22 protein-coding genes and 1 pseudogene are annotated in these 24,376 nt (G+C 53.4%); 16 read left to right on the top strand and 7 right to left on the bottom strand.

The window, feature by feature from the left end; all coding sequences use genetic code 11:
* The first annotated feature begins 169 nt into the window (after positions 1 to 169).
* From clpX to SH449x_RS15330, 3 genes are all read left to right on the top strand, one after another.
* Entirely contained in the window at positions 170 to 1,471 is a 1,302-nt protein-coding gene (gene clpX, locus SH449x_RS15340) for an ATP-dependent Clp protease ATP-binding subunit ClpX (RefSeq protein ID WP_482376950.1), read from the top strand.
* A 497-nt stretch (positions 1,472 to 1,968) separates the two neighbouring features.
* The gene (locus tag SH449x_RS15335) at positions 1,969 to 4,815 is read left to right on the top strand and encodes a hypothetical protein (RefSeq protein WP_482376949.1); all 2,847 of its coding nucleotides are present in this window, start codon (positions 1,969 to 1,971) and stop codon (positions 4,813 to 4,815) included.
* Between the two features lie 278 nt (positions 4,816 to 5,093).
* Entirely contained in the window at positions 5,094 to 5,840 is a 747-nt protein-coding gene (locus SH449x_RS15330; protein WP_482376948.1) for a hypothetical protein, read from the top strand.
* Here the strand turns inward: SH449x_RS15330 and SH449x_RS15325 are convergent.
* The 3 genes from SH449x_RS15325 to rpmB all read right to left on the bottom strand — a co-directional run bounded on the left by SH449x_RS15325 (position 5,832) and on the right by rpmB (position 7,513).
* The gene (locus SH449x_RS15325) at positions 5,832 to 6,941 is read right to left on the bottom strand and encodes a hypothetical protein (protein ID WP_482376947.1); all 1,110 of its coding nucleotides are present in this window, start codon (positions 6,939 to 6,941) and stop codon (positions 5,832 to 5,834) included. The genes SH449x_RS15330 and SH449x_RS15325 overlap by 9 nt on opposite strands.
* Positions 6,904 to 7,191, bottom strand: coding sequence for an Asp-tRNA(Asn)/Glu-tRNA(Gln) amidotransferase subunit GatC (gene gatC, locus SH449x_RS15320; RefSeq protein WP_482376946.1), 288 nt, complete (start codon positions 7,189 to 7,191; stop codon positions 6,904 to 6,906). The genes SH449x_RS15325 and gatC overlap by 38 nt, the downstream gene beginning before the upstream one ends.
* A 61-nt stretch (positions 7,192 to 7,252) precedes the next feature.
* Complete coding sequence (rpmB, locus tag SH449x_RS15315) at positions 7,253 to 7,513, bottom strand: 50S ribosomal protein L28 (RefSeq protein WP_482376945.1); 261 nt, start codon at positions 7,511 to 7,513, stop codon at positions 7,253 to 7,255.
* 331 nt (positions 7,514 to 7,844) lie between these two features.
* Here rpmB and SH449x_RS15310 point away from each other — a divergent pair, with 331 nt between their 5' ends.
* The 13 genes and pseudogenes from SH449x_RS15310 (at position 7,845) to SH449x_RS15250 (ending at position 19,140) form a co-directional block, all read left to right on the top strand.
* On the top strand, positions 7,845 to 8,789 hold the full coding sequence (locus SH449x_RS15310) for a DNA integrity scanning protein DisA nucleotide-binding domain protein (protein ID WP_482376944.1): 945 nt from the start codon (positions 7,845 to 7,847) through the stop codon (positions 8,787 to 8,789).
* 2 nt (positions 8,790 to 8,791) lie between these two features.
* Positions 8,792 to 9,595, top strand: a complete 804-nt coding sequence (locus SH449x_RS15305; RefSeq protein ID WP_482376943.1) for an SDR family NAD(P)-dependent oxidoreductase — start codon at positions 8,792 to 8,794, stop codon at positions 9,593 to 9,595.
* Positions 9,596 to 9,721: 126 nt separating this feature from the next.
* Complete coding sequence (ald, locus tag SH449x_RS15300) at positions 9,722 to 10,825, top strand: alanine dehydrogenase (RefSeq protein ID WP_482376942.1); 1,104 nt, start codon at positions 9,722 to 9,724, stop codon at positions 10,823 to 10,825.
* A gap of 244 nt (positions 10,826 to 11,069) precedes the next feature.
* Positions 11,070 to 11,408 (top strand): hypothetical protein, encoded by a 339-nt coding sequence (locus tag SH449x_RS15295; RefSeq protein ID WP_482376941.1) that lies wholly within the window; start codon positions 11,070 to 11,072, stop codon positions 11,406 to 11,408.
* Between the two features lie 253 nt (positions 11,409 to 11,661).
* Positions 11,662 to 11,865: a sulfur carrier protein ThiS gene (gene thiS, locus SH449x_RS15290; protein ID WP_482376940.1), complete on the top strand. Its 204-nt coding sequence runs from the start codon at positions 11,662 to 11,664 to the stop codon at positions 11,863 to 11,865.
* A complete protein-coding gene (locus SH449x_RS15285) occupies positions 11,865 to 12,731 on the top strand; it encodes a thiazole synthase (protein ID WP_482376939.1) in 867 nt (288 codons plus the stop codon). The genes thiS and SH449x_RS15285 overlap by 1 nt, the downstream gene beginning before the upstream one ends.
* 35 nt (positions 12,732 to 12,766) lie before the next feature.
* Entirely contained in the window at positions 12,767 to 14,149 is a 1,383-nt protein-coding gene (gene sthA, locus SH449x_RS15280; RefSeq protein WP_482376938.1) for a Si-specific NAD(P)(+) transhydrogenase, read from the top strand.
* Between the two features lie 594 nt (positions 14,150 to 14,743).
* A pseudogene (locus SH449x_RS15275) lies at positions 14,744 to 14,872 on the top strand (hypothetical protein); the annotation flags it as partial.
* 13 nt (positions 14,873 to 14,885) lie between these two features.
* Entirely contained in the window at positions 14,886 to 15,239 is a 354-nt protein-coding gene (locus SH449x_RS15270) for a nucleoside hydrolase-like domain-containing protein (RefSeq protein WP_482376937.1), read from the top strand.
* Positions 15,142 to 15,516: a hypothetical protein gene (locus SH449x_RS15265; RefSeq protein ID WP_482376936.1), complete on the top strand. Its 375-nt coding sequence runs from the start codon at positions 15,142 to 15,144 to the stop codon at positions 15,514 to 15,516. The genes SH449x_RS15270 and SH449x_RS15265 overlap by 98 nt, the downstream gene beginning before the upstream one ends.
* A gap of 380 nt (positions 15,517 to 15,896) precedes the next feature.
* The gene (locus SH449x_RS15260; RefSeq protein ID WP_482376935.1) at positions 15,897 to 16,916 is read left to right on the top strand and encodes an adenosine kinase; all 1,020 of its coding nucleotides are present in this window, start codon (positions 15,897 to 15,899) and stop codon (positions 16,914 to 16,916) included.
* Between the two features lie 4 nt (positions 16,917 to 16,920).
* Positions 16,921 to 18,723: a gamma-glutamyltransferase gene (ggt, locus tag SH449x_RS15255; RefSeq protein WP_482376934.1), complete on the top strand. Its 1,803-nt coding sequence runs from the start codon at positions 16,921 to 16,923 to the stop codon at positions 18,721 to 18,723.
* 3 nt (positions 18,724 to 18,726) lie between these two features.
* Positions 18,727 to 19,140 carry a DUF423 domain-containing protein gene (locus SH449x_RS15250; RefSeq protein WP_482376933.1) on the top strand — a complete coding sequence of 138 codons (414 nt, stop codon included), beginning with the start codon at positions 18,727 to 18,729 and terminating at the stop codon, positions 19,138 to 19,140.
* Between the two features lie 71 nt (positions 19,141 to 19,211).
* On the opposite strand, the gene SH449x_RS15245 is transcribed toward SH449x_RS15250, so the two are convergent.
* The 4 genes from SH449x_RS15245 to SH449x_RS15230 all read right to left on the bottom strand — a co-directional run bounded on the left by SH449x_RS15245 (position 19,212) and on the right by SH449x_RS15230 (position 23,983).
* The gene (locus SH449x_RS15245; RefSeq protein WP_482376932.1) at positions 19,212 to 19,511 is read right to left on the bottom strand and encodes a hypothetical protein; all 300 of its coding nucleotides are present in this window, start codon (positions 19,509 to 19,511) and stop codon (positions 19,212 to 19,214) included.
* Positions 19,512 to 19,597: 86 nt separating this feature from the next.
* Positions 19,598 to 20,263 (bottom strand): imidazole glycerol phosphate synthase subunit HisH, encoded by a 666-nt coding sequence (gene hisH / locus SH449x_RS15240; protein ID WP_482376931.1) that lies wholly within the window; start codon positions 20,261 to 20,263, stop codon positions 19,598 to 19,600.
* A gap of 16 nt (positions 20,264 to 20,279) precedes the next feature.
* Entirely contained in the window at positions 20,280 to 21,623 is a 1,344-nt protein-coding gene (locus tag SH449x_RS15235; protein ID WP_482376930.1) for a DUF1552 domain-containing protein, read from the bottom strand.
* Positions 21,620 to 23,983: a DUF1588 domain-containing protein gene (locus tag SH449x_RS15230; RefSeq protein ID WP_482376929.1), complete on the bottom strand. Its 2,364-nt coding sequence runs from the start codon at positions 23,981 to 23,983 to the stop codon at positions 21,620 to 21,622. Before SH449x_RS15230 ends, SH449x_RS15235 begins: the two co-directional genes overlap by 4 nt.
* Between the last annotated feature and the right edge of the window lie 393 nt (positions 23,984 to 24,376).

Raw genomic sequence — 24,376 nt, 5'->3', positions numbered from 1 at the left:
AGTTGCTTGAGAATATCGGCTCGAATTTTTGAGGACAAGGATGCCCAAATCACAGGAAACCCATGACACCAGTCAGTCGCTTGTGATGGCTCGAGCTACAATTGATCCTATGTCCCAATTCCCATCTCGCTAACGAAATGTGTTAGCGTGATTAGTTAAGGAGTCGATAATGGCCCAAGGTAAGGATGTCGTGCCTGGACGTCGTAGCGTCGGTGGTACGGGTAGCGGCAGCAATCGTCGCAACGCGTTTTGTTCTTTCTGCCGCAAGAGCTATCGCGAAGTCGGTCCACTCGTCGAGGGACCTGGCGATGTCTACATTTGCGGCGAGTGCATCGAGCTTTGCCAATCGATTCTCGATCAAGAAAACAAGCGAAAGCCAAAGCAAAAGCTGTTTAGTGATATCCCCACCCCTCGCGATATCGTTACGCACCTCGATGAGTATGTCATCGGCCAAACCGCTACCAAGCGATCGCTGGCCGTGGCGGTTCACAATCACTACAAACGGCTAAACTCCACGTTTGAGCGTGAGGGCGACGTTGAAATTGAAAAGTCCAACATTTTGCTGGTCGGTCCTACCGGCAGCGGGAAAACGTTGTTGGCGAGAAGCTTGGCCAAAATGCTCAACGTACCGTTCGCAATCGGTGATGCCACCACGTTGACCGAAGCCGGCTACGTCGGTGAAGACGTCGAGAACCTGCTCCTGAAGTTGCTGCATGCTGCCGATTTCGACATTGATGCCGCACAGCGAGGCATTCTCTACATCGACGAAATCGACAAGATCGGCAAGACGAGCCAAAATGTTTCCATCACCCGAGACGTTTCCGGCGAAGGAGTTCAGCAGTCCCTGCTCAAGATGCTCGAAGGTACCGTTGCGAACGTTCCTCCTCAAGGTGGACGCAAGCACCCCGAGCAACAGTATATTCAGATCGACACCACCAACATCCTTTTCATTTGCGGAGGCACGTTCGTCGGAGTCGATGAAATCATCCGCAAGAGATTGGGCCGCAAGTCGTTCGGATTCGGATCTGGTCCGAGCGTCCGCGATGATAGCGATGTCGCCTCGTTGCTCGCCCAAGTGCAGTCGGACGACATCCTAGAGTTCGGTTTGATCCCCGAGTTGATCGGGCGGTTACCAGTCGTTACCGCGTTGGCACCACTCGATGTACCTGGCTTGATCAAGGTCCTCACCGAGCCCAAGAATGCTTTGGTAAAGCAATACCAAGCACTCTTTGGAATGGAAGACTGCGAACTCGTTTTCACCGAAGCAGCTCTCAGCATGATCGCCGAAAAGGCGCGTGCCAAGAGCGTTGGGGCTCGCGGGCTACGAGGAATCGTCGAAGAGATCATGTTGGATGTGATGTTCGAACTGCCTGACCAAGTTGCTGGCACGGTCTACACGATCGATGTGGATTCCACCGACGGTCAAGTGCGACACTTCAAGAGCATTCCACAGCGCAAAGAAACTGCGTGAGCGTAAAGCACGGCCTAGCGTCGTGCTGGCGACATGCCAATCGTTTAACCGCACGGGCACCGCCCTGCGGTGAGCGTTCTAACTCGGTCTGGCAAAGCGTGTTCAGATAACTATCCGCTGTGAGTTTAATTATGGGCTGCCCCTGGAGACATTAACGCAGGGCGTTGCCCATGCGGTTAAACGATTTTTTCAAACTTCACACTTCTCAATTCAAACTTCTCCTGCCCCTGGAGACGTTAACGCAGGGCGTTGCCCGTGCGGTTAAACGAAGTCTGCGCAGGGCGTTGACCGTGCGGTTAAACGAAGGCGATGCTCACAGGCAACACAACCCTTGCGGTTTACCTGATACCTTCTACTAGTATCGCGAAGACCATATCACCCCAATTCGCTTACGGAATTCTCTCTCGTCGCTCGCAAGCGTGTTGTATTGTTCCCCCGGGAGAGGTCTAGCCTCTCGTTCGTATAGGCTTCTAGGCCGAGTTCACAGGACGAATGGAATGAACACGACGATCGGATTCGACAATCGAAAAGGGAGGTTTAACGCAACATGGCATTCGTTTCGCGTTATGCCCACCTGGATTGTGCTGATCGCCGGCTTCGCCGGTCTGCTGTTCGCGGGATGCCAAACCCTGACGCTGCCAAGGATCGATCCTACCGGTAATCGAATCTTTGCACCTGGAGGGACGACTATAATCAATCCACTCTCACCCACGAACGGTTATCCCAGCACTGCGCCGGCCTTTCGCGATCCGCCAAAGCCTCCCAAATGCATCGACGGTGAGAGCTGTCAGGGGTGTTTGAGTTGCTTCACGAAAAAAGGGAATTCACCCCCCGATTTCGAGCGAGGTCGGTGCGGCGAGTTGTTACTAACCCCTAATCGCTTGGTTGCTCCGGTCGGCGGTGAAGTCATCTTGCTCGCAGGTGTGTGCGGCAAAGACGGTTTACTAGTGACTGGCGAGCAAATCGAATGGATGCTATCTCCTGAAAGCGTCGGCCAGATTGTAGACGTTGGCGATGATGCGAAAGGACAGAAGCCTTCGTTTTGGAAGAAAAGCGAAATCGTCAAGGTCGAGAAATTAGGTGTCGATTTCGCGCGTGGACGCACTAGTCGCGAATCCAGTGTCATTACCAAAGGGACGGCTGATCCATCCGACGACTTGCCCCTCAGGAAGGGGCAGACCTGGGTTAGCTTAACCAGCCCGAGTGAAGGAACATCAAAGGTAACCGTTCTCGCGCCATCGAGCGATGTCTGGGATAAACGGCGACAAACAGCGACCATTTATTGGGTGGACGCTAGTTGGGATTTTCCGCAACCTGTTGTCGAAATTAACGGTGCCCCGGCGATCTTGGCGACCAAGGTGATGAAGAGTGACGGCTACGTTGCTGCCGAGGGGTGGACAGTCAGTTACCGATCGCTGAATCCTGAGTATGCTCGATTCGTGGTTGGCAATAATCCTCAGAACTATATATACTCCGATCAAGCCGACGTGACGGTAGACTCCAACGGGATTGCTGGAGTAACGCTGGTGCGAGGTCCATTCGACGGTGCGACCAGCGTGGTGGCTCCAGCCAACGGAACCGCCTTGGTCGAGGTCGAGATCGTTCGGCCAGCTATCGGTGACATGCCCGAAGTTCCCCTGGCACGGACTACCACCTCGGTGACCTGGAGTGCCCCCAATCTGATGTTGGATGTCTTTGGTCCCGAGATCGCAACTCCAGGACAGAGTCTCCAGTACGTTATTCGCGTCTCCAATACCGGGGACTTGGCCGCTGAAAATGTTGAGGTCATCGCTTCGTTTCCTCCCGGGCTGAGGGTCGACTATTCCTATCGTCCGATTCGTGAAACAGATGGTTCCGCTGTGTGGGGACAGTTCGGCCCTATTGCACCTAGAAGCGTTTTCGAAGTCGTTGCCAATGTGACGCCAACCGCTGAGATGCAAGCTCGCATACAAGTCGATGTTCGGACATCCAGCGGTCAGCAGATACCGACTCGCACTATTCCGATCATTGTCCAAGCACCAAAGTTGGGCATTCAATTCGGACCTCGTCAAAACATCGTCGATATTCCTGTCAACGAACAAGTCATCTTTGACGGTTTGCTGGTCAATAACGGAACGCAAACGATTAACGATGTTCGAGTCGAAATCGAGGCCGATTCAGGCCTAGTAGATGATCGCTACGGTCAAAGCAAAATCACGACTACCTATCCAGCCATACGTCCGAGTGAACGAATACCATTCGAAGTACCCTTTCGAGTGATCCGAGAAGGAACCTTGCGAATCAGCGCATCCGCGATGACTCAAGGACAAACGTTAGCCAGCCAGTCTGTTTCTATTCGCGGCTTATCCAACACAGGATCTGCTGGTGGCGGGCCAATTGGAGGCACCCCAAATGCATCTCCTAAGATTCTCCTCGAAACGACCGTAACACCGGACAGTGGGCAGCTCAGAGTTGGATCAACGGTTACTCTCCGGTGCGTCGTCACCAACCCTGGTTCGACCGTTTTGCCGACACCGGTTCTCGCTCTCGCCCACGATGCTAATTTCCAAGTTCAGAACCTAGATCCAAAAGCCGAATACGATCCAAATCGAGGATTAATCATCTGGCGGATTCGTGATATGGTCCCGCAACAGTCATTGGAATTCAAAGCCATCTTTACAGCGGTAAGAGAGAACGGTGAAGCAGTTATAGAAATGGATGCGTCCAGTGGTGATGCCGTGGACGCCAAGAATGTTCGCTTTGCCATCATCAACGGCTCGGCGTCGCCCCCACTTAATGGCGGAGGTTCCACGATGCCCAGCCCGGACAGAGGCATGTTTCCAGGAGGTGCACCACCGAGCTTGCCAGGTATTCCCGACGGATCGAACCCCGGTTCCGGGTTGCCCGCTCTGCCCGTGCTTCCCGGCGGATCGAACGCTTCTAACGGGTCAAGTTCGCGTTTATCGTTACCGGTCTCCCATAACAACGGGCTCAAGCTCGATCAACGCTTGGGGCTAACCATCCAACCCGTCGGCGAGTCGTTTCGCCGTGGTGACGTGGTAACTTACGAAATCACCGTCTCCAATCTCGCGCAGCAACCTGATCAGAAAGTCGCTTTGCAGTTGAATTTGCCTTCCGGTGCCAAGGTTATTTCTCTCAAGGCACCATCGTTGAGCTACCGCACGAGCGAAGATGGTCGCATCGTCGAGTTCACGCCGATTCAATTTTTCAGGACTCAAGACAGCTTCAGCTATGTCGTTCAGCTTAAACATGAGCAGGTCGGTAAAGCGGAGTTGTCGGCAGCGGCCAGAAGCCTCGGTCAGCCGACCCCCGTTTTCGCAAAACGGGCTGTTGTCATTCAGTAACAGCGAGCCTTTTGCTAGCAATCAAACGGTAGCCAAAGCTGCTTGTGGTTATTACGCTTTCCGATTGCCCCCTAGTTGTTGAGCGTGGAGCTTTCCGTTAGATTAAAGCTTGGTTGTTACCAACCGCCCAAGCAATCATCTGATACGTGACGCCGCGTATCTGCGCGAGAGTGAACATCAAGAAGAATCATCACTTGTCGGCCCGTGATGTCCGCACAACGTAACTTGGCGATGTGTCGGCGAACCGTGCCTCAACCACCTACGCATGGAGCATTATCATGTCAAAGCAAGAAAGAAGCAGTAGCAGAGACTTTCGTCGCGGCCGTCACACGATTGCTTTAGTCGACCTGTCTGTTGACTTGGGAGATGCAGGTCAATCTCGACTCGATGCCTCACTCAGACGCCTCGATGGACTCACATTGCTGGAGTGGTGTGTTCGACGGCTTAACGAATCCACACTGATTGATACTGTGGCGGTTACCGGGAACCAGGGATGCCGCGAGCGAATTAGCCGCACTGGTTTGTGCGATGCTAAGTGGATTCCGAGCGAGGCCGGCACTCCAACGTTGCGGGCTCGAGAGGTGGCCGAGCAACTCGATGCCGAGTGGATTGTGTTTACCAGCCCACTTTGTCCATTCACCGATCCGACGTTGCTTGACCGAATGATTTCGCGAGGTTGGGCACATCCTGACGTGGACTTCGTCGGGTTCTGGTCTCCCAAGCGGCCTGATTTTTCCTTGCAGTCTCTCGGCTTGGTCGGCGAAATGTGCTCCGCCGCTGCCATTGATAAGCTGGTGAGCATGAATCTTCAGAACGAACCATGCGATGTACCAAAGCTTCTTCGTCAGAACCCCAGCGCGTTTCAATCCAAGCTGATTCCGCTTCCAGAAGAGCTTTCCGAAAGAAATCTACGATTTGAGCTAGAGACCGCTGCCGATCGAGACCGAGCGGCATCGTATCTCGAGGTTGCTGGCGAAGATCTGTGCTGGCAGCGACTCGCCCAAATGTCCGAGCGACTAGTCTAAACGCTTTTCAAAGAGCAGGCCGTGCACCATAGACCGAAACCCTAACTTCTGAAGCACAGTGACGGTCTTTTGTTTTTGGGCGGACGCAACAGCCCTGACGACTCGTTTCCGATCCTGTTGCAATTGCCTTAGCGATTCAGAAAGCAAATAAATAAATCTTTCTCGCTCTGTTTCGGTATCGGGCAGCTCGGGGATTCTAATCCTTACTACGCCACCATCTACATCTGCCACTTCCGGATCAGGGAACCAGCATTTTAGAATCCCCGCAAGCATCGGAGGGGACTTTACCATCAAGTGGAATCGAACTTGCTCGCAATGCCCCAGCACGGCACTTTCGAGCCAGTCATCGTAATCCTCTTCCAGCATTCTGCCGATGGTGCAATTGCGCCTTACCTGGATCTGCATTCGATCCATAGGTGGCCTGAAGCTTGCAAGCTCTAACTCCCAGCATTCCGTGGGCTGAGTTGGGGCGAATCCCGCTCGATGAAACCAGTTCTGCGAGCGGTGGTCATGCGCGAGGACTCCCATGGAGTTATCCCCCTCCGCGATGCCGAGATAAAACACGCTATCTTCGCCACCTCCGAGCCCTTGGCAAACCGTGCCCCCCGCAGCTTTTAGCCGAGCGACCGCTTGCTGAATCAGCGATTCCGCTATGGGATCCTCGCTCGGAGAAGGGTTCACGCACAACCTATGGATGGCCCCGACGCTTGTTTGCTCCGTAGAGCCCCTGGCCGGAATCATGCCAAAATGAACAAAGCCGATTGCTTCTCCCGTCTCGGAGACCGCCAAAAGCAGCTCGTCGGCTCGAAAATAGGCCTTGGAAAATATGCACGCGTCCCAGACCGCTGGTTTGCATTCCAGTCCACGAGATTGCAGATCGAGTGCTAGCGGATCTCTATGAATGTGATAGCCGATTGGTGGCGATGGGCTGGGTTTGTCGGAAGGGACTAGGGCTGGATTGCTTGTGGGAGCAGGAAGAAGGCAGGCTTGGTGATGTTGAGCCCAGATTTTGGACAGAGCAGGCGTGTCAGTGTTGAGATACGACCTGATTTCCCACACATTTTCACCCGAGAACGGCAGGGACGCGGAAGCATTCCGCATCAGAGGAAGGTGAATTTTGGAGGCATTCGCCACGAGAGAGCGAAGGCTGAACAAGATCCGGCTGCAGAACGTTACCAAGCTCGATCGCGTGAACGAGGGGCTCTACGTTATCGGTAGGGACTTCTGCGAGAAGATCTGCCAACCCCAGCACCTTACCCAGTTGGTGAGTAAACTCGGAAATCTCCTCCTCAATTATCGAAAGTCGCGCCAGATGTGCGACTTTCCGAACGTCATTCTCGCTAAGGTTCATGGGGCACTCGTCGGTGCGAGCGAACTGAGGTTAGGAGGTCGAGCAATAGCTTCGGGGCAGATCAAGAAGGCAGCGCGAAAGGCTTGTTCTTGACTGCTTTTCGAACGCGACCGCTGCGGATGCACTGCACGCAAACTCGCAGGGTTTTTACCTCGCCTGAAGGCATCGAAGCCTTGATGGTCTGAAGGTTGGGGGTGAAACGTCGCTTTGTAATACCGGTGATCTTGGTACCGACACCACCCAAGTACTTTGCTTTTCCGCGTGTTTCGACTTGGTTGCCAACCGAAGCCGATTTTCCGCAAACTTCACAAGCTTTGGACATGGTACACCCCAAAAAATTAAGTTACTGCAATGATCTAGATGTCTTTACGGCTCAAACGAACCCTATCGTCTGACGGCTTGTCCTGTCGACAAGTCTACCTCTCCGCACTCTCAGAGGGGCAAGAAGTATATCGGTCCGTTGCATGATCGCAATGTCAAAAATACTGACGAACCCACCAATTGCCCAAAAAAGCCAAGGAAACTACACTGTTTAAAAGTCTCTTCGCCGCTTAGCTATTCCTCTGGGAACCGTCAGTGGTCGTTTACGAGCGATCGGCCCTCTTTTTTGCCATTTTTTTCATCCAAACCGCATCTCACACCTCTTTCGTCGCATGACTTTTAAGAAATTTACAAGAGAATTTGCTAGCGTTACCGAGGCTGCGGGCAACTTGGCGGTAGCGATCAAGGCGGATGCGATCCTGTTTTTGCTGGATACGGGAACCGATTGGGAGCGATTGCGTGAATTGGTGCCCCCGGAAATTAAGAGAATTCTCGTTGCCGCCGATCGGGCCGAGGATTTGGCGGAGGCCGAGGAGCACGGCCTGACCCCCTTGGTGCTCAACAAAGAAGACTCTCCCCTGCTGGAGCGACTCCAGCACGCGCTGATCGAGGCGGTTGCGGACGAGCTGCTAGCGAGTCATTGCGATGTGATTGCGGTCTATTGTGGCTTTGAAGTGAATCGCGTCGACTCTATCTCAATCATTCGGCTCGATGAGCGAATGCGGCGATTTACGAGCCGTGACCTGCAACGACTAGAAAGCTCGGTTCCGCTCAATACTCTCAAGCTCGTGATCGACTTGGCCGTGCAAGTTGGACGCGAAGGTCGTGAAGGGAACAAGGTTGGAACCTCGTTCATCGTGGGAGATACTCGCAAGGTTCTACAGCACTGTAAAGACAGTGGCTTTGATCCGCTAAAAGGGTACAGTCGCAAGAACCGAAATCTGCACGATCCCCGCGTCAGAGAAGACATAAAAGAGATCGCACAATTGGACGGTGCGTTTGTGGTTTCGTCCGATGCGATCGTGGAGCGTTCGCGTCAGATTCTCGAGGTGCTTCATGAGAATCTGCAATTGTCAAAAGGACTGGGCTCGCGTCACTGGGCGGCGGCGGCGATTTCACAGCGCACCAAAGCCATCTCCATCGTAGTTAGTCAATCCAGCGGTACCGTTCGCGTTTTCCAAAACGGTGCCCTCGTTCTTCGCATTGAACCCATGGAGCAAGCCGTTAAGTGGCAAGAATTCAATTACGAAACGCCTGCTGTCGAAGGCGATGACTAACGATGTCATCTCCGTTTGTCTCCGTCGTCACAGGCTCCTCCTCCGGAATCGGCAGAGCGGTTGCCATCGAATTAGCGAGGCGTGGAGATTTCGTTGTCGTACATGGGAACAGGAATATCACAGGCTTGCAACAAACAGCCGACCTGGTTTTGGCCGCCGGTGCCTCTGGGGTATTAGCCGTCACGGCTGATTTGCAGATCGCTGCTTCCCTCAGAGAGTTGACCAGAGCTGCGTTTGCTAGATTTGGTTACGTCGACGCTTGGGTGCATGCTGCTGGTGCCGATGTGCTAACGGGAGGTGCGAGATCACTGTCGTTCAGCGAGAAGCTTGAACAACTCTGGCGCACCGATGTTGTAGGTATGATGCAGCTGAGCCGGTCGGTCGCTGCGAGAATGTTGTCGCAACCCTCGCGAGCGAACTTGCCAAGCATGATTCATATTGGTTGGGACCAATCCGCAACCGGCATGGAGGGGGACAGTGGCCAGATGTTTTGTTCCGTCAAAGCAGCTGTTGCTGCTTTCTCCAAGAGCTTTGCTATGTCCTTAGCCCCAGGGGTTCGGGTCAATTGTGTCGCTCCCGGCTGGATCAAAACCGAGTGGGGAGCGGCGGCTTCGCCAGCTTGGGAGTCGAGAGCGACAGGAGAGTCGATGCTGCAGCGATGGGGAGATCCTATTGATATTGCCAACGCGATTTGTTGGTTGTGCAGCCCCAAGTCGGAATTCGTGAACGGACAGACGATCGCGGTCAATGGTGGCTGGAAGAGCATGGCTTTGGCCGCCCGCTGCGAAACCACCTTCGGGTTTTAAAAAAACTATAAAACTGACTCATAGCCGACGGAATTGTCGACGGTTACACTCTAGCTGCGTATTCGGGAATATGCCTGTCCCTCTTTGTATGCTTGAGTTAGCAACTTTCCACGTTTAGGTGTTTTCATGATTATCGGCGTTCCAAGAGAAGTAAAAGAAGATGAGTATCGAGTTGCTATGCTCCCGGTCGGCGTGGAAGAACTGGTCTCGAGAGGTCACAAAGTTATCGTTCAGGCGAATGCTGGTATCGGCTCTGGGCTAGCCGATCATGCTTATTTGCAAGCGGGCGCGGAGCTCGTTTCAAGCGGTGAAGATGTTTTCAGACAAGCTGATTTGATCGTCAAAGTAAAGGAGCCGATGCCTTCCGAATGGAGTCTGATCCGACCCGGCCAAATGCTCTTCACCTACTTTCACTTTGCAGCAGATAAAAAGCTGACCGATGCAATGCTTGAGTCGGGGGCTAGCTGCTTTGCGTATGAAACACTTCGCGACGCACAGGGGCGACTGCCGTTGCTCACGCCCATGAGTGAGGTAGCCGGTCGCATGAGCATCCAAGAAGGAGCGAAGTACCTAGAACGACCGCAAATGGGGCGAGGAATTCTGCTAGGCGGAGTTCCTGGCGTTGCACCTGCCCATATCACGATTCTCGGTGGTGGTGTTGTGGGTGCCAATGCCGCTCGAATCGCAGCTGGCTTTCAAGCTGACGTTGCCATTCTAGACGTCAATTTGGATCGACTTAGATACCTGGACGACGTCATGCCTCCCAACGTCAACGTACTCTTCAGCGATCGGCATACCATCCGTGAGGAGCTCAAGCTGGCCGACTTGGTCGTCGGTTCGGTGCTAATACCCGGTGCCAAGGCCCCTTATCTGGTGAAGCGAGAAGACTTGAAGTTGATGAAGCCGGGCAGCGTGATCATAGATGTTGCCATCGACCAAGGTGGCTGTGTTGAAACCAGCCGACCAACAACTCATCAAAACCCAACTTACATGGTCGATGATGTGCTTCATTACTGCGTTACCAACATGCCGGGGGCTGTTGGACGAACGAGCACTTACGCCCTCTGCAATGTGACATTGCCTTGGGTGTGCCAGCTCGCGGATCGAGGTTGCGAATGGGCTGCATCATCTTCCAAGCCGCTTCAAGCAGCGTTGAACGTCCATGCTGGCAAGGTAACGAACGAAGCTGTGGCACAGACCTTTGGACTTGAGTTTTGCAGCCTCGACTAACGTCGATATCGCATTAGTAATGGTGTCGCAGTGATGTCACAGCAGGGTGGTTGAGGTCAGCACGTGTAGCGATTGTGAGGCTCCTCGGCTTTTTCGTCGGGAGCCTCCATGGAACGAGCCGATAGCAACAGATGATTGGGTCGATGGAGTTCGGCCGCGCGTTGTGTCGAGAATTGTGTTCCGACGCCTGATCGCTAGAAATGTCCATGGATGGTCCGTCTACTTGAATACAAGGTCCATCCTCATGCGTCTGTTTTGTGTCGCAGTCACGATTTCTGCTTTTTTGACCTCCGCTTGCTGTTTTGCCCAATCTGACGAACCGCTAACCAGTGGTACTCAATCTCCCCGTTCACTCGAGCCCGGCTGGGCTCGATTTGAGCCGTCAGCGTCACAGCAGTATAGAACGGACAAAGCCCGAGACCGAAGGTTGCATAGCGAATCTATTATCCGTTATTACGATGCGATTGGCTACAATTTTGCCCAACCCACAATGAACTCGGGCTTTTACAATGTCCCACTCGCTCCCCAAGCTCGCTATATCTGGCGACGGGGCTATGTGGTTCTGCCTGGCAGCATCTACTAGTAGCGTGGTCGTGTCACGCCGAAGCAACGATTTGTGGCTTTGCGAGTTCTGGAGTGAGAACGGAAATAACGCGTTAGTCAGCGACTTATCCTGCCTGTTGGACCTAACGCGTTTTGTGGCGCGTCGATATACTGTGAAGGGCTGCGAATAGCACGGATCATTGGGCTTGTCATTATGCAGCCCGATTGATTTAAAGCATTCCTTGTGGTGATCTCCAAGCACTAGTCGCGGACAGAACAGAGCATCGACACCCATGTTAGAAATTGAGTTCAATGGTACCAAGCGGGACGTTCGCGAGGGGACTACCATCGCGGACCTCCTGCGAGAAGCGAAGATCGAGGCCAGATTCTGCGCAGTCGAGTCCAACCTGGAGATCGTTCCGAAATCGAGTTACGACACCCATCAAGTTCAATCGGGCGACAAAATTGAGGTTGTTACCCTGGTGGGAGGCGGGTGATGAATAATCCCGCGACCTCAGGCAGCCCCCAAAATCCATCGGCCGAGTCAGACCAATGCCTTCGGGTCGGGAGCCATACTCTCAAGAGTCGTCTCATCGTGGGGACGGGAAAGTACGACTCCAATGTGTTGATGAAGGACTCCTTGGTGGCGAGCGGCAGCGACTGTGTCACCGTCGCGGTCCGCCGAGAGAAGATGTACACCCGCGAAGGGGAGAACATCCTCGATTTTATCGATTGGGAACGTTACACCTTGCTCCCTAACACAGCCGGTTGCTTTACCGCCAAAGACGCCGTTCGAGTGGCACGCTTGGGTCGAGAGATTTTGCGGGGGCTAGAAAACCCTGGTGCCAATTGGGTAAAGCTCGAGGTCTTAGGTGATACCAAGACATTGCTTCCCGATCCTTTAGCAACCTTGGAAGCCTGCCGAGAACTCGTTGCTGATGGTTTCGAGGTTCTGTGCTACACCAGCGACGACCCGATCATGGCGGTTCGATTAAAGGATGCGGGCGCGGCTAGCGTTATGCCAGCTGGCTCTCCGATTGGGTCTGGGCAAGGCATCTTAAATCCCAACAATCTTCGGATCATTCTGGAATACCTTAAAAACGATGATCCGAATTACCCCGTCATCGTAGATGCAGGGGTAGGGACCGCAAGCGATGTCGCAGTTGCATTCGAGCTGGGTGCGGATGGTGTGTTGTTAAACACAGCCATTGCTCACGCGAGGAATCCAGTGGCGATGGCTTCTGCCATGCATCATGCAGCTATTGCCGGACGGTTGGCCTACACAGCAGGCCGAATTCCGAAGAGGTTATACGCAACTGCGAGCAGCCCCGAGGAAGGGGTTATTACATCCCGACCTTGGTAACCCCAAGTCGTAACCATCAGAAAAAGGAAGACTTGATGTCCGAACAATCATATGACGTAGTAGTGATCGGAACCGGGCCTGGAGGCGAGGGTGCCGCGATGCAATGCGCCAAGGGTGGAAAACGAGTGGCGGTTGTGGAAGCCTACGACAAGATCGGTGGTGGTTGCACGCACTGGGGGACCATCCCTAGCAAGGCTCTGAGGTTCTCGATCTACAGTGTCATGGAAGCCATGAACAACCCGATTGTTCGAGAAATGGGCATCCATCTCAATCCGACTTTCGCACAGCTTCGTTCAAGCAGCCGCTCGATTATTGCCAAGCAAGTAAGCATGCGGCAAACGTTTTACGAACGCAATAATGTTCCCGTGTTCCATGGTCATGCACGGTTCCTCGATCCTCACACGGTCGAGGTCGATGCGGACACAAAACTCCGTGGGGATTATGTCGTCATTGCAACTGGATCTCGCCCCTTTAGGCCAGCAGGGGTCGACTTTAACCACCCGCGAGTTTTTGACAGCGACACCATTTTAGATTTGGCGTTCAAGCCGCAATCCATCGCGATTTACGGTGCCGGCGTTATTGGCTGCGAATACGCATCCATGTTTCGAAACCTCGGCATAAAGGTGAACTTGGTCAATACTCGCTCCAAACTATTGGAGTTCCTGGACGATGAAATCATTGATGCTCTGAGCTACCAGATGCGGGACTCGGGCGTCATTCTTAGGCACAACGAGACTTGTGCGAGTATCGAACCAAAAGACGACGGAGTTATTCTATCGCTCGAGAGTGGTAAGCAAGTCAAGACGGACGCATTGCTTTGGGCGAATGGCCGTTCCGGCAACATAGAGGGTCTGAACTTGGAGGCCATCGGAGTTCAAGCGAACAGCCGTGGTGTTATATCGGTTGATGACAATTTTCGAACCTCTTGCCCCAACATTTACGCTGTTGGCGACGTGATCGGGCACCCATCCTTGGCCAGTGCCGCTTACATGCAAGGAAGAGGAGCGGCTCAACATATCCAAGGCCATTCCGCTAACGTCAGATTGACTGACATACCAGCCGGGATCTACACGTCTCCTGAAATAAGCTCGATCGGAAAAACGGAGCGAGAGCTTACAGAGGCGAAGATTCCTTATGAAGTCGGGAATTCGCAATTCAAGAGCCTCGCGCGTGCGCAAATCACGGGTCGAGCGATTGGGATGCTCAAGCTCCTTTTTCACCGCGAGACGCTGGAAATTTTGGGCGTACATTGCTTCGGTGCCAATGCATCCGAGATCGTGCACATTGGACAAGCGATCATGAAGCAGCCAGCACCTAACAACACGCTTGACTACTTCGTCAACACAACCTTTAACTATCCGACCATGGCCGAGGCATATCGCGTGGCCGCCCTCAACGGATACAATCGGCTGTTTTAGCAATGTCAACCATATAGTTCAACATCCTTCGACGTTTTCGCGAATGCGCCTGGCTCGTCCAGGAGAAGCTTACGTTTCTCACTAAACCGTCCGCTGACCGCGCATTCCACTAATGCCCCTGGCAGTGCGAGCGACCGACTTTTGATACCACTGGCTTGTCCAGTGGAGTTTCATGTTTCTCGCTAATTCGGTGGCACCACCTGCCTCCCCCTCCTTGCTCGGCGGCTTTGCCGCCAAGCGAGAAGGGGGAGGACTGGGACTGCGTGGTAATGTAGCGAGAAGCGTAAAAATCCACCCGGCAAGCGGGAGGCATTCTAGATCCATAACAGTCGTCGTGTTACTTTTTAGCTTACATATCCTCGAGGGATCGAGCGTAATTCGAGGGCAATTCGTGATGGATTGCCCACCACTGGATTGTCAAAGCAGATTACGATCTCAGCCGACCCATTAGTTTACATTTTTGCATACGCACGCGCAAACAATGTAAAATAGACCGCTCCGTCGTGATTCCAAACGATCGCCGAAGCTCACGTTCGCTTCGATCGTCACAGAGAAGACAGGCAAAAGCTTTATCACTGAGACCAAAGAAATCCTATGACTCGCTGGCTGGTTCTATTTTGTCTTATCGCATTACCTTGTGCCGCCGAAGAGCAACGGTTGCGCGTGATCATTGAGACGGACGCCGGTGGTGACCCGGATGACGAACAGTCGCTAGTGCGATTCTTGGTCTACGCCAATGAATTCGATATTGAGGGTATCATCGCAACTGCTAACTCGGGCCGTGGCCGGATATGCAGACACCGAGGATGGCGTGAACTTGATCATAAGCGCAGTAGACCGCGACGCCCCTCGCCCGATTTGGTTCAGCAACTGGGGCACCGACCACGGCAGCGCCGAGAGTTCGCTGAAACGGGCACTCGACCGTGTTCTTCTCGAGCGCGGTCAGGAAGGCTACGCGCAGTTCAAGAGCCGATTGCGGCTGAGTTCTGCGGATGCATTCGGCGACCATACGACCAAGATCGAACCACCGTTTTCGCTTTGGGCCGTATTACTGTGCCAACCAGACCGATACGTGGCGTGGTACAACTAGTCGCGACAACACACTAGCTCGCTGGGCCGTCGAGTTGAACGCGCACGGGTCCAACGATCTGGACGGTAATGCAATTACTTACGAGTGGTTCGTATACGACGAGGCTGGTACGTATTCCGGCGAACTGCCGCTGATTACAGAGAATGGTCCAACGACAGGATTCACTGCTCCAGCAGTCCAACAAGTGGAAACGATCCACGTTGTTTTACGGGTTCAAGACAACGGTGCGCCGTCGCTGTGTGCATACCGTAGGGCGATCATCACTGTAACCCCGTAGTGTAAACCCTAGAGTAACCTGACCTCGACAGGTCCCAAAATTATCGCAATCAGTAGGGGAAAGCGTTAGTTTTGCATCGACAGTTGACGGCGACTGGATAAAACTTGAAAAGTCGACACTTTTCGCTGAACGCCACCGACTTCACCCTCCCCAAACGGAGTTTGGGGAGGGTCAGCCCGCGAAAGCGTGGCTGGGGAGGGGTGCGACGCATCGGTCGGCGTCCTGCCCTCCCCGGCAATCTCGCTTAAGGCTCGATTGCCGACCCTCCCGGTCGCTTCGCTGGGAGGGTGAGGACCCGTTTACGGTGGCGATCAGCGAGAAGTGTCGAAAAGTCGTTCGATTTGCTATATCCCCCGTCACTCTCACCAAGGTGTTTTTTAATGCGTTCGTACAACGTTTGCGGTCTCGGAAACGCGATTGTTGATATCTTTCTGGAAACCTCAGACGAGGAGTTCGCGGGCCTGGGCTTTGAGCGTGGCACGATGCGTTTGGTCGATGCTGCTGAACAAAAGGGCCTACTGGAGCAGCTAAACACCAAAGGACACGAACTGCGGCTAGTCAGCGGTGGCTCGGTCGCAAACTCTATTATCGGCATGTCGCAACTCGGCGGCAAAGGGGCCTTTATCGGGTGCGTTGGAGATGACCGCTACGGTCTCCACTACGTCGAGGAATTCGCAGATCTCAAGATCAATATTGGCAACCCGGTTATCGTCTCCGAAACCACCGGAACCAGCCTCGTTCTGGTGACCCCAGACGCGGAACGCACCATGCGGACTTGTTTGGCCGTTTCCAGTCACTTGGCCGCCAAGCACGTCGATGCAGACCGCATCGCTCAGTCGGAATGGCTCTTTATCGAAGGCTACGTTTTCGCAAACCCCGAAACTGGACAACACGCGATCCGTGAAGCCATCCGCTGCGCGAAACAATCGGGAACCAAAATTGCCATCACCTGCTCTGATGGCTTCATTCCAGAAGTCTTCGGTGATGCTCTTCACGAAGCCTTAAAAGATTGCACGTTGCTATTCTGCAATGCCCCCGAAGCCATGGCGATCACCAAAACCGAGGACAGCACGACTGCCTTTAACGCCTTGAAATCGATCGTACCGAATTGTGTTGTTACCGATGGTGCCAATGGGGCTTTTGTTAACTACGAAGGAACAGAATGCCATGTTCCGTCGTTCCTATGCCACCCAAAGGATTTAACCGGTGCTGGGGACATGTTCGCTGGCGCCTTCCTTTACGGTATAACACATGGCTACGCTCCAGCAGTGGCCGCCCGAGCTGCGAATTTTCTGTGCATGAAAGTAATTACTCAGGTCGGTGCCAGATTGATCGGAGAAGCCACCACGTTTTGGCAGGAAGCTCTCGACGATTATCGCGCCGACGATGTAGGTGGATGAACCAATGAGAATACAACGAACCTTTCTCGCTTCACGAATGCGTCGCATGATTATTTCTGCGATTCATTGCCTAGCTCTCTTATGGTTGGTCGATGGCGCTATGTTGATGAGCTTCGGGCAAGCCCCACAGCCAGACTCCTCAGAGGATTCGGCGATCGGTACCTATGACCGACCCTTTGGACCAATCCATCAAAGCCGGTCTATTGTTACTGCCAAAAAGGGTATGGCCTGCACAAGCGATCCCCGCGCGACCCAAGCCGCAGTAGACATTCTGCAGCAAGGGGGAAATGCCATTGACGCAGCCATTGCTGCCAACGCCGTGTTAGGTGTCGTCGAACCAATGAGTTGCGGTATCGGTGGCGATCTTTACTCGATCGTTTGGGACGCGAAATCGGAGAAACTCTACGGGCTTAACGCGAGTGGTCGCAGCCCGCAGAAACTGACGCGAGCGGTCTTCACCGAGCAAAACATTTCGGAGATCCCTCTTTATGGTCCGCTATCCTGGAGTGTTCCAGGCTGCGTGGCCGGTTGGCAAGATCTGCATAGCAAGTTCGGCAAATTGCCAATCGAAACTGTATTAGCTCCCGCGATTCGCCTAGCAGAAGAGGGATTTGCCGTCTCACCTGTGATCGCAGGTTTCTGGAAGGCTGCCGAGGAAAACCTCAGCAAGTACCCTGACTCCGTGGCTACGTTTCTACCGCAAGGTCGCGCTCCTGAAATGGGCGAGGTCTTCAAGAATCCAAATTTGGCCGCAACGTATAAACAACTCGCTGAGCAGGGGCTGGGTAGTTTTTACACGGGATCGATTGCGGACCGAATCGTTCAGTTCAGCGATCGCAACGGTGGCTACTTTACCAAAGACGACTTCCTCAATCATCGGAACGAATGGGTTGAACCAATATCGACCAACTACAGAGGCTATGACGTTTGGCAAATTCCGCCGAACGGACAAGGTCTCGCGGTTCTTCAAATGCTCAACGTACTGAGCCAGCATCCCGTCAAGCAAATGAAATGGGGATCTGCCGAGTATTTGCATTTACTCTTGGAAGCCAAGAAGCTAGCCTTCGCCGATCGAGCTCGTTACTATGCCGACATGGCATTCGAGGATATTCCGGTCAAGCAACTCAGTTCGATGCAATATGGCAAGCTCCAAGCAGCACGCATCGATCCACAACGGGCTTCAACCAATCTACAGGCGGGTGATCCGAAGCTGGTTGAGGGGGACACGGTCTATCTGTGCGTGGTGGATGAGGATCGCAACTGTTGCTCATTGATTCAAAGCGTTTATTACGGCTTTGGCAGTCAGATGGTCCCTGACGACTTGGGCTTTGCGATTCAGAACCGAGGCAACTTGTTTTCGTTGGATCCCAACCATCTCAATCGATTGGAGCCGGGCAAGCGTCCGTTCCACACCATCATTCCTTCTATGGTTACCAAAGATGGCAAGCCGGCGTTCGTGTTTGGTGTCATGGGTGGCGACATGCAACCTCAAGGGCATGTGCAGGTACTGGTCAACTGGATCGACTATGGCATGAACATTCAAATGGCTGGGGATGCGGCCCGTGTGCGCCATGAGGGAAGCGAGACACCGACCGGTGTGCCGGAGACACCTCCTGGAGGAACGGTTCATGTGGAATCAGGCATCCCTCGGGAAACCATCGAGCAGTTAAGGCGAATGGGGCACGATGTGCAGTACGCACGCCGCTCGATGGGTGGTTACCAAGGAATATTGATCGACGAGGTTCGCGGTACTTTGCAAGGTGCAACGGAGAGTCGAAACGACGGACTCGCATTAGGATTGGATTAAAGCATGGGACCGCGCTGGATCGTTTTGTTTGCAACGGTTTTTGGATTGATCGCAGTCGGCGTAGGGGCGATTGGTTCGCACGGGCTGCCGGATCGCTTAAAGAAGTCGGGGCTCGACGACGAGCAAGTGGCCAAGAAGCTCGAGCAGTGCGAGATTGGAGTGCGTTATCAAATGTATCACGCGCTGGCCATGCTAGCGGTCGGTCTATCGTCTATGCCGAGCCGCAGTTCCCTCGCCAGGGCTGCGTGTGGCATGTTCTTGTCTGGAACCCTTTTCTTTAGTGGGGGACTTTACAGTTTGTCGTTATTCAACACGCTCGGCCACTGGTCCATAGTGCCGATGGGCGGGGTCATGTTCATGATCGGCTGGATCCTGCTCGGCTGGTCATTCCTCCGCCCCCCCGCACCCGCGAGCTAGCTCGGCACGGTTTTGCTGTCAAAACGTGCTGACAATGAGTTCTGGATATGTACGCGAAATCGACACTTCAGCTAGAGATGTCGATTTCGTCGACATGTGGCCGAGTGAGCAATTCCATTAGGTAATCTCCGGCCGTCTGCCTTTTTGTATCCGTTCACGGCCATGTGGTAGTATTGATTGTCGGGATAACTGGGATACGGAGAATCGGATCGGCGGAGCGATCCGCGACATTGTCGCTGACCGCTCCGTCGGTCAGTTGCCAGAATCAAATTAAACGTCTGCCGATTCTTGATTCGAAGATGGATCGAGCATTGGTTTAAGTCAAAGTTGAAGTTGCAGACTAAACTTAAACCAATTGCACTCTTGGTCATGGATTATCACGTAGTGGTACCAGTCGTGTATCAGCAAGAACAGGGAGCAGCTACGGGCCGGTCTAACCCGGAACTGAGAAGGGTGTTCAAGTGCTTGTCTGCTGGGAGTGCTGAAGAGGGCAGAGCTGAAGGAAGTTGGTTAATAGCTGCAAACCATTTCCCTGACTTTTCTCTGGGTGGAATTGCGTCGCCATCATGTTGCCGACTCGAACGGCTGCACAAAAGTTGTGGCCATACTCACACTGCAACCAGACACAGCTCGGATCGTCCGGGACCACGTAATAGCTGTGCACGAAGTAAAAGAATGCTTGATCACCGATACCACTAAGCATCTCATCATTCGGCCTCGTCGACCAAACCTGATTCCAACCCATATGAGGAATCTTACGATGCTCCCAAGCAAGGTTATTGTCATTACGAAAACGAATCACACGGCCGGGCAAAATCGATAAGCCTTCGTGCCTTCCACCTTCTTCGCTGTAGTCAAACAGCAATTGCATGCCAAGGCATATACCTAGAAACGGCCGATCCTCGCGAATCCAATCCTTGATCCAAGGCACGAGGTTCCGTTGCTTGAGCTCGCGAATGGCATCTCCGATCGCTCCCACACCAGGAAGAATCAAGTGTGAAGCATGCTCCAGCTCGGTCGGATCGCTGGAAACAATCGCGGTGGCACCAATCTTTTCGATTGCCTTCGCGACACTGCGAAGGTTTCCCATTTGATAATCTACGATTCCGACCGTTAGGCTCATGCTCTCTTCTTCAGTTCTAGGCGATCAGATCCGTTAGCGCCCCGTCGCCACAGTAGTCTGGATTTCCAAAGGATTTGACGGGGATACCCATGCCTTCGCTGAAGCTCATGAGCAGCCGGTTGTGCGGTACATTGCGATATCCTAATGCTCGCCCCATGTTAAACCCACATCCCTCACCCACCAAAACAAACGGGATGTTGTTCCTGGTATGCGAGTTTCCTTTTCCGAGCTCGTTTGTCCAGACCAATGTCGTGTTATCGAGCATCGAGCCAGAACCATCTGGCTCAGGCGTTTCTGCTAACCGCTTGGCTAAATAGGCAACTTGTTCACAGTACCAAGTATTGATTCTAACAAGCTTTTCGTACGCGTCTTCGTTCGAATCTGGTTCATGGGATAAGTGATGGTGCCCCTCGGAAATATCGAGCCACCGCATCTTGGGCTCGCCGACCGAGTTGGTGATCTGGAACGTTGCGACGCGAGCAAAGTCCGCCATAAAGCTGCTGACCAGCATATCCATCTGCATCTTGCAAATCTGCGGAATGTTGTCGTTCACTTCGTCGACGTTTGCCGGCAGTGCTGGCACCGCATGCCCAACGTTGGTGGTCTTTTCCTTGAGTTCGCTTTCCATTTTCAGCTCTTGCTCTAACTCGCGAACCATTTCCAAATGGCTTTGCAAAATGCGGCGATCTTCGACGCTGACCATCTGTTCAACACGACGGAAATCGGCCACTAGATCATCCAGGACACTGCCGAGCAGCTCTCGGTTCTTGGTTTGGCCATAAAGTTTGTCAAACATTTGGTAAGGGTTATCGATCGGAGCGACTGGTTGGTTCGGCCCCGAGTACGACATTCGGGTCCACGTGTCGGCCCGCTTAGGAACCATGACTCCGAACTCGAGCGATCCGAATCGCGTCTGCGTTTCAGGATTGGACTGGAGGTGATTCTTGATGTGCTGATCGATCGAGATACCTTTGGACCATCCGGCTGGCGTATCCGAACCTCCTTGGACGTCGCCAGGAAACAGCTCGATCCCAGTGAGCAAACAGCCGATGCCGCGCATGTGGCCGTCCCCATCGCCATTGATCTGATTGCAGACACCATGCAGGGTGAGCATACGGCTCTTAAAATCGGCGAGCGGTTGTAAAATCCGTTTGATGTCAAAATCGCTCCCTAGCGTGTCCGGCCAAAAGTGTTTGGGGATCACGCCGTTGGGACTGAAGATAAAGACCAGCCGCTTTTTCTTAGGAGTCCCAGAGGCCGCTGCCCAACCTAGGCTTGGCAGGTTCAACAGGTAGTTTGCGGCTGCCGCGCTAACGCCAGTTTTGAGAAGGAACTCACGTCTTGAAGAGATGGACTTCATTGCGTTTCCTCGTTTTGGGAAGGTAGGATGTTTGGAGGGGAAGTTTCCGATGGGGCAGGAGTGGAGCCGATCACGGCGATGTCAACGATCAGCCGCTGCATATTGTATCCGCTTGCGACGAAGCTTTCAGCTAGTTTTTCTGAGGTTTCCAGCCCAAAAGCTGCGGGAGGTTGCTTCACAAAGTACTGGAAAGCACGGTTTACAAAGGATTGCACAGTGTCAGGGGAGTTTGCCAAATACGCAGCTAATTCTGCCGCGTCCCCGAATTCTACTCGAGAATCTTGGCGACTCAGGTAGCCACCGCTGGTATCGACAGGCTTTCCGCGTTCCTTGTCACGGTACCGTCCGACCGCGTCATAATTTTCCAGAACAAATCCCAGGGAATTGATTTTTAGGTGGCACACTTGGCAATTCTGAGGGCTCGTCTGGAGCGTTACCCGATCGCGGGTGGTCAAGTCGGGGTGCAAATCGGGGCTCAAAGGCGCGAACGCATCCATCGGTGGTCTTAGCGTCCGCCCGAGCACGAAGCGAATCAAGAAGATGCCACGATGGATCGGGGACGTAGTGTCATGATAAGCCAAACGGCTCATGAGATAGGGATGGGTCAGAACTCCATGCCGTTGAGAATCCCCCGCAGCCGTGCGATGCAAGCCGGGCTTGTCTTCAATCGGCTTCCAAGTCTCACCATAAAATTCTTCGAGTCGCTTTGTCGTGTAGCTCCAGTCGGCGGTAAGCAACTGCCGAAAGTCGGCGGACTCGCTCGTGATGCAATCGTTGATGAACGCGTCGAGCGAGGACCGTAGATCTTGAATCAATGCTCCGTCAAAGCCTGGATAAAGGATTTCGTCTTTGGCCATGTCGCGTGATTGCGACAGGTTGAGCCACTCGAGCACCAAGCCACGCAGTTTATTGGTGCTCCGATCATCAGCCATCATCCGTTCGGCAGCGGAGCGAATTTGCTCGGTAGAGTCGAGCTCACCTTTCTCGATCCTCTTAAGTAACCAATCCTCGGAGGGTAAGGAATCGTGGAGGATCAAGGCGAGCCGATTTGCAGCTTGTTGCGATCTGGAGCTTTGCAAATCTAACAAGGGATAGAGGAACCGTGGCGATTTCAGACCGAGCAACATCACTCGCCGGATCGCTTCTGCGTCGTCCTCGGTCTGGTCGACTTGTTGATCGACGTAGACTTGAGCGATCTCTTCGGAGAGGCCGCCACGAAACGCGACATCGAGAATTTCACGAAGCATGGATTTGAGCACATCGCGTCCCTCGAGCTTTTCCTCTTTTTTCTTCTTGGTGTATCTCGGATAGATTTCTTTGGCGACGATATCGGCAAACTCGACCGCAGCGGATGTCACCGCTTGATCCCATTCCCGGTTGACGGATATACCTCGTTCGTAGCCATAAGTTCGATCGTCCGGCGGCAATTGAGCTTGTAAACTAAACGTCCCCGGCCCAGTGCTCGGCAGGAGGTTCTGCTTGGGTATGACCTCTTCGATTCCTCCAGGAGGCACCCATGATAACGAGACGACGGCCGGTGGAAGTTCGGTTTTTCGTTTCCGTTGGATGAAATCGATTTTGAAGGGATAGGATCGACCAGCAACCAAATAGATTCGTTCACGAAACTCGGTCTTGTCCCCCGACTGCACGTGGTTGTCGATGAACAAGCGACCGATCTTGCCGAAGTCCATTTTGAACGAGCAGGTGCTTCGCATCACAATCTCGTACATGCCGGAGCGGTCGACCTTGAGGGCACCTTCCCAGTAGATATAGAACGAGTCCGCCTCGATTCCCTCGCCGGGGCTTTCTCGCCCGAAGTCGAATTGAATCGTGTCATCGCGGCGCTCGATTTTCAGTTGCTCTTTGTTCCATCGATCGCCGGCAAAGTAAAGACCTTTGACACCGCGCTCCGTGTTGGGGCCAGCTCGCCAATCGAACTTGGCGTACACATCGGCTAGGCTTTGGCGGAGTTGCTCAGCGGTCAATCGGGAAAACGCAGACTTGGGTGGAGAGAGGCGACGTTGGGCATCTTCGCTGTAGAATGCACCGTGGATGTAAAGGGCAACCGCTCGGGCGTCTTCGGCGACGCATTCCGAGGCTTCCCCCTCAGGCATCGTCTCATCGATCGTTTTGGTCAGCTCGCTTATGGTGGAATCACCGATTAGCGGATCGGGGTAACTGCCGGAAACTCCTTCGCCGCGCTCCCCGTGGCAGCTCGCGCATTGGTTCGCATAGATCGTTTGGCCTCGTTCCAGCAGTGTCGTTAGGGACGGGTCCGAATTCGGATCTTGGGCGAGACAGGGAATGCTTAAGGCACACAGAACTTTGAGAGTCAAAAGCCTGGTCATTGCAACGCACATGACAACATCTCAATCTTTCAAAATTGAACAACCCGTTCCTGAAGCCACTGATCTACCGAAAAACAGCGAAAAACGAACTGGAACGCATTGTTACCAAAATGATGCTAATTGTCTTGTTTTGAGACAACCAACGAAACGGCGGGATCGCAGTGATCCACCGCGACAATTCAAGTGTAGCCATACAGAAGGACAGGGAAAATGCAAAATCCTGTGATTTACCACGCTCAATCTTGAATTTGTCAATCTTCTTTGCAATTTTTACAATAATCGTGACCGCCCGCAGGAATCTTTACTCGGGCCATAGCATCTGTCGCATTACCAGTACCGATACCAGCATGGGAAGCACTAATGAAAAAGGCCGATTTTTGTCCATTTAGGAGTCCTACTGGCGAT

It is taken from the genome of Brakhagea baltica, assembly GCF_052161605.1.
Taxonomy (GTDB): Bacteria; Planctomycetota; Planctomycetia; order Pirellulales; family Pirellulaceae; genus JBKCUI01.
Note: the sequence above shows the minus strand (reverse complement) of the source record. Positions and strands in the feature narration are given on the sequence as shown.

Coding starts and splice junctions, on each gene's coding strand:
- clpX (WP_482376950.1), top strand. CDS start 170: ATGGCCCAAGGTAAGGATGTCGTGCCTGGACGTCGTAGCGTCGGTGGT.
- SH449x_RS15335 (WP_482376949.1), top strand. CDS start 1,969: ATGAACACGACGATCGGATTCGACAATCGAAAAGGGAGGTTTAACGCA.
- SH449x_RS15330 (WP_482376948.1), top strand. CDS start 5,094: ATGTCAAAGCAAGAAAGAAGCAGTAGCAGAGACTTTCGTCGCGGCCGT.
- SH449x_RS15325 (WP_482376947.1), bottom strand. CDS start 6,941: ATGCGGAATGCTTCCGCGTCCCTGCCGTTCTCGGGTGAAAATGTGTGG.
- gatC (WP_482376946.1), bottom strand. CDS start 7,191: ATGAACCTTAGCGAGAATGACGTTCGGAAAGTCGCACATCTGGCGCGA.
- rpmB (WP_482376945.1), bottom strand. CDS start 7,513: ATGTCCAAAGCTTGTGAAGTTTGCGGAAAATCGGCTTCGGTTGGCAAC.
- SH449x_RS15310 (WP_482376944.1), top strand. CDS start 7,845: ATGACTTTTAAGAAATTTACAAGAGAATTTGCTAGCGTTACCGAGGCT.
- SH449x_RS15305 (WP_482376943.1), top strand. CDS start 8,792: ATGTCATCTCCGTTTGTCTCCGTCGTCACAGGCTCCTCCTCCGGAATC.
- ald (WP_482376942.1), top strand. CDS start 9,722: ATGATTATCGGCGTTCCAAGAGAAGTAAAAGAAGATGAGTATCGAGTT.
- SH449x_RS15295 (WP_482376941.1), top strand. CDS start 11,070: ATGCGTCTGTTTTGTGTCGCAGTCACGATTTCTGCTTTTTTGACCTCC.
- thiS (WP_482376940.1), top strand. CDS start 11,662: ATGTTAGAAATTGAGTTCAATGGTACCAAGCGGGACGTTCGCGAGGGG.
- SH449x_RS15285 (WP_482376939.1), top strand. CDS start 11,865: ATGAATAATCCCGCGACCTCAGGCAGCCCCCAAAATCCATCGGCCGAG.
- sthA (WP_482376938.1), top strand. CDS start 12,767: ATGTCCGAACAATCATATGACGTAGTAGTGATCGGAACCGGGCCTGGA.
- SH449x_RS15270 (WP_482376937.1), top strand. CDS start 14,886: ATGAATTCGATATTGAGGGTATCATCGCAACTGCTAACTCGGGCCGTG.
- SH449x_RS15265 (WP_482376936.1), top strand. CDS start 15,142: ATGCATTCGGCGACCATACGACCAAGATCGAACCACCGTTTTCGCTTT.
- SH449x_RS15260 (WP_482376935.1), top strand. CDS start 15,897: ATGCGTTCGTACAACGTTTGCGGTCTCGGAAACGCGATTGTTGATATC.
- ggt (WP_482376934.1), top strand. CDS start 16,921: ATGAGAATACAACGAACCTTTCTCGCTTCACGAATGCGTCGCATGATT.
- SH449x_RS15250 (WP_482376933.1), top strand. CDS start 18,727: ATGGGACCGCGCTGGATCGTTTTGTTTGCAACGGTTTTTGGATTGATC.
- SH449x_RS15245 (WP_482376932.1), bottom strand. CDS start 19,511: ATGACCAAGAGTGCAATTGGTTTAAGTTTAGTCTGCAACTTCAACTTT.
- hisH (WP_482376931.1), bottom strand. CDS start 20,263: ATGAGCCTAACGGTCGGAATCGTAGATTATCAAATGGGAAACCTTCGC.
- SH449x_RS15235 (WP_482376930.1), bottom strand. CDS start 21,623: ATGAAGTCCATCTCTTCAAGACGTGAGTTCCTTCTCAAAACTGGCGTT.
- SH449x_RS15230 (WP_482376929.1), bottom strand. CDS start 23,983: ATGTGCGTTGCAATGACCAGGCTTTTGACTCTCAAAGTTCTGTGTGCC.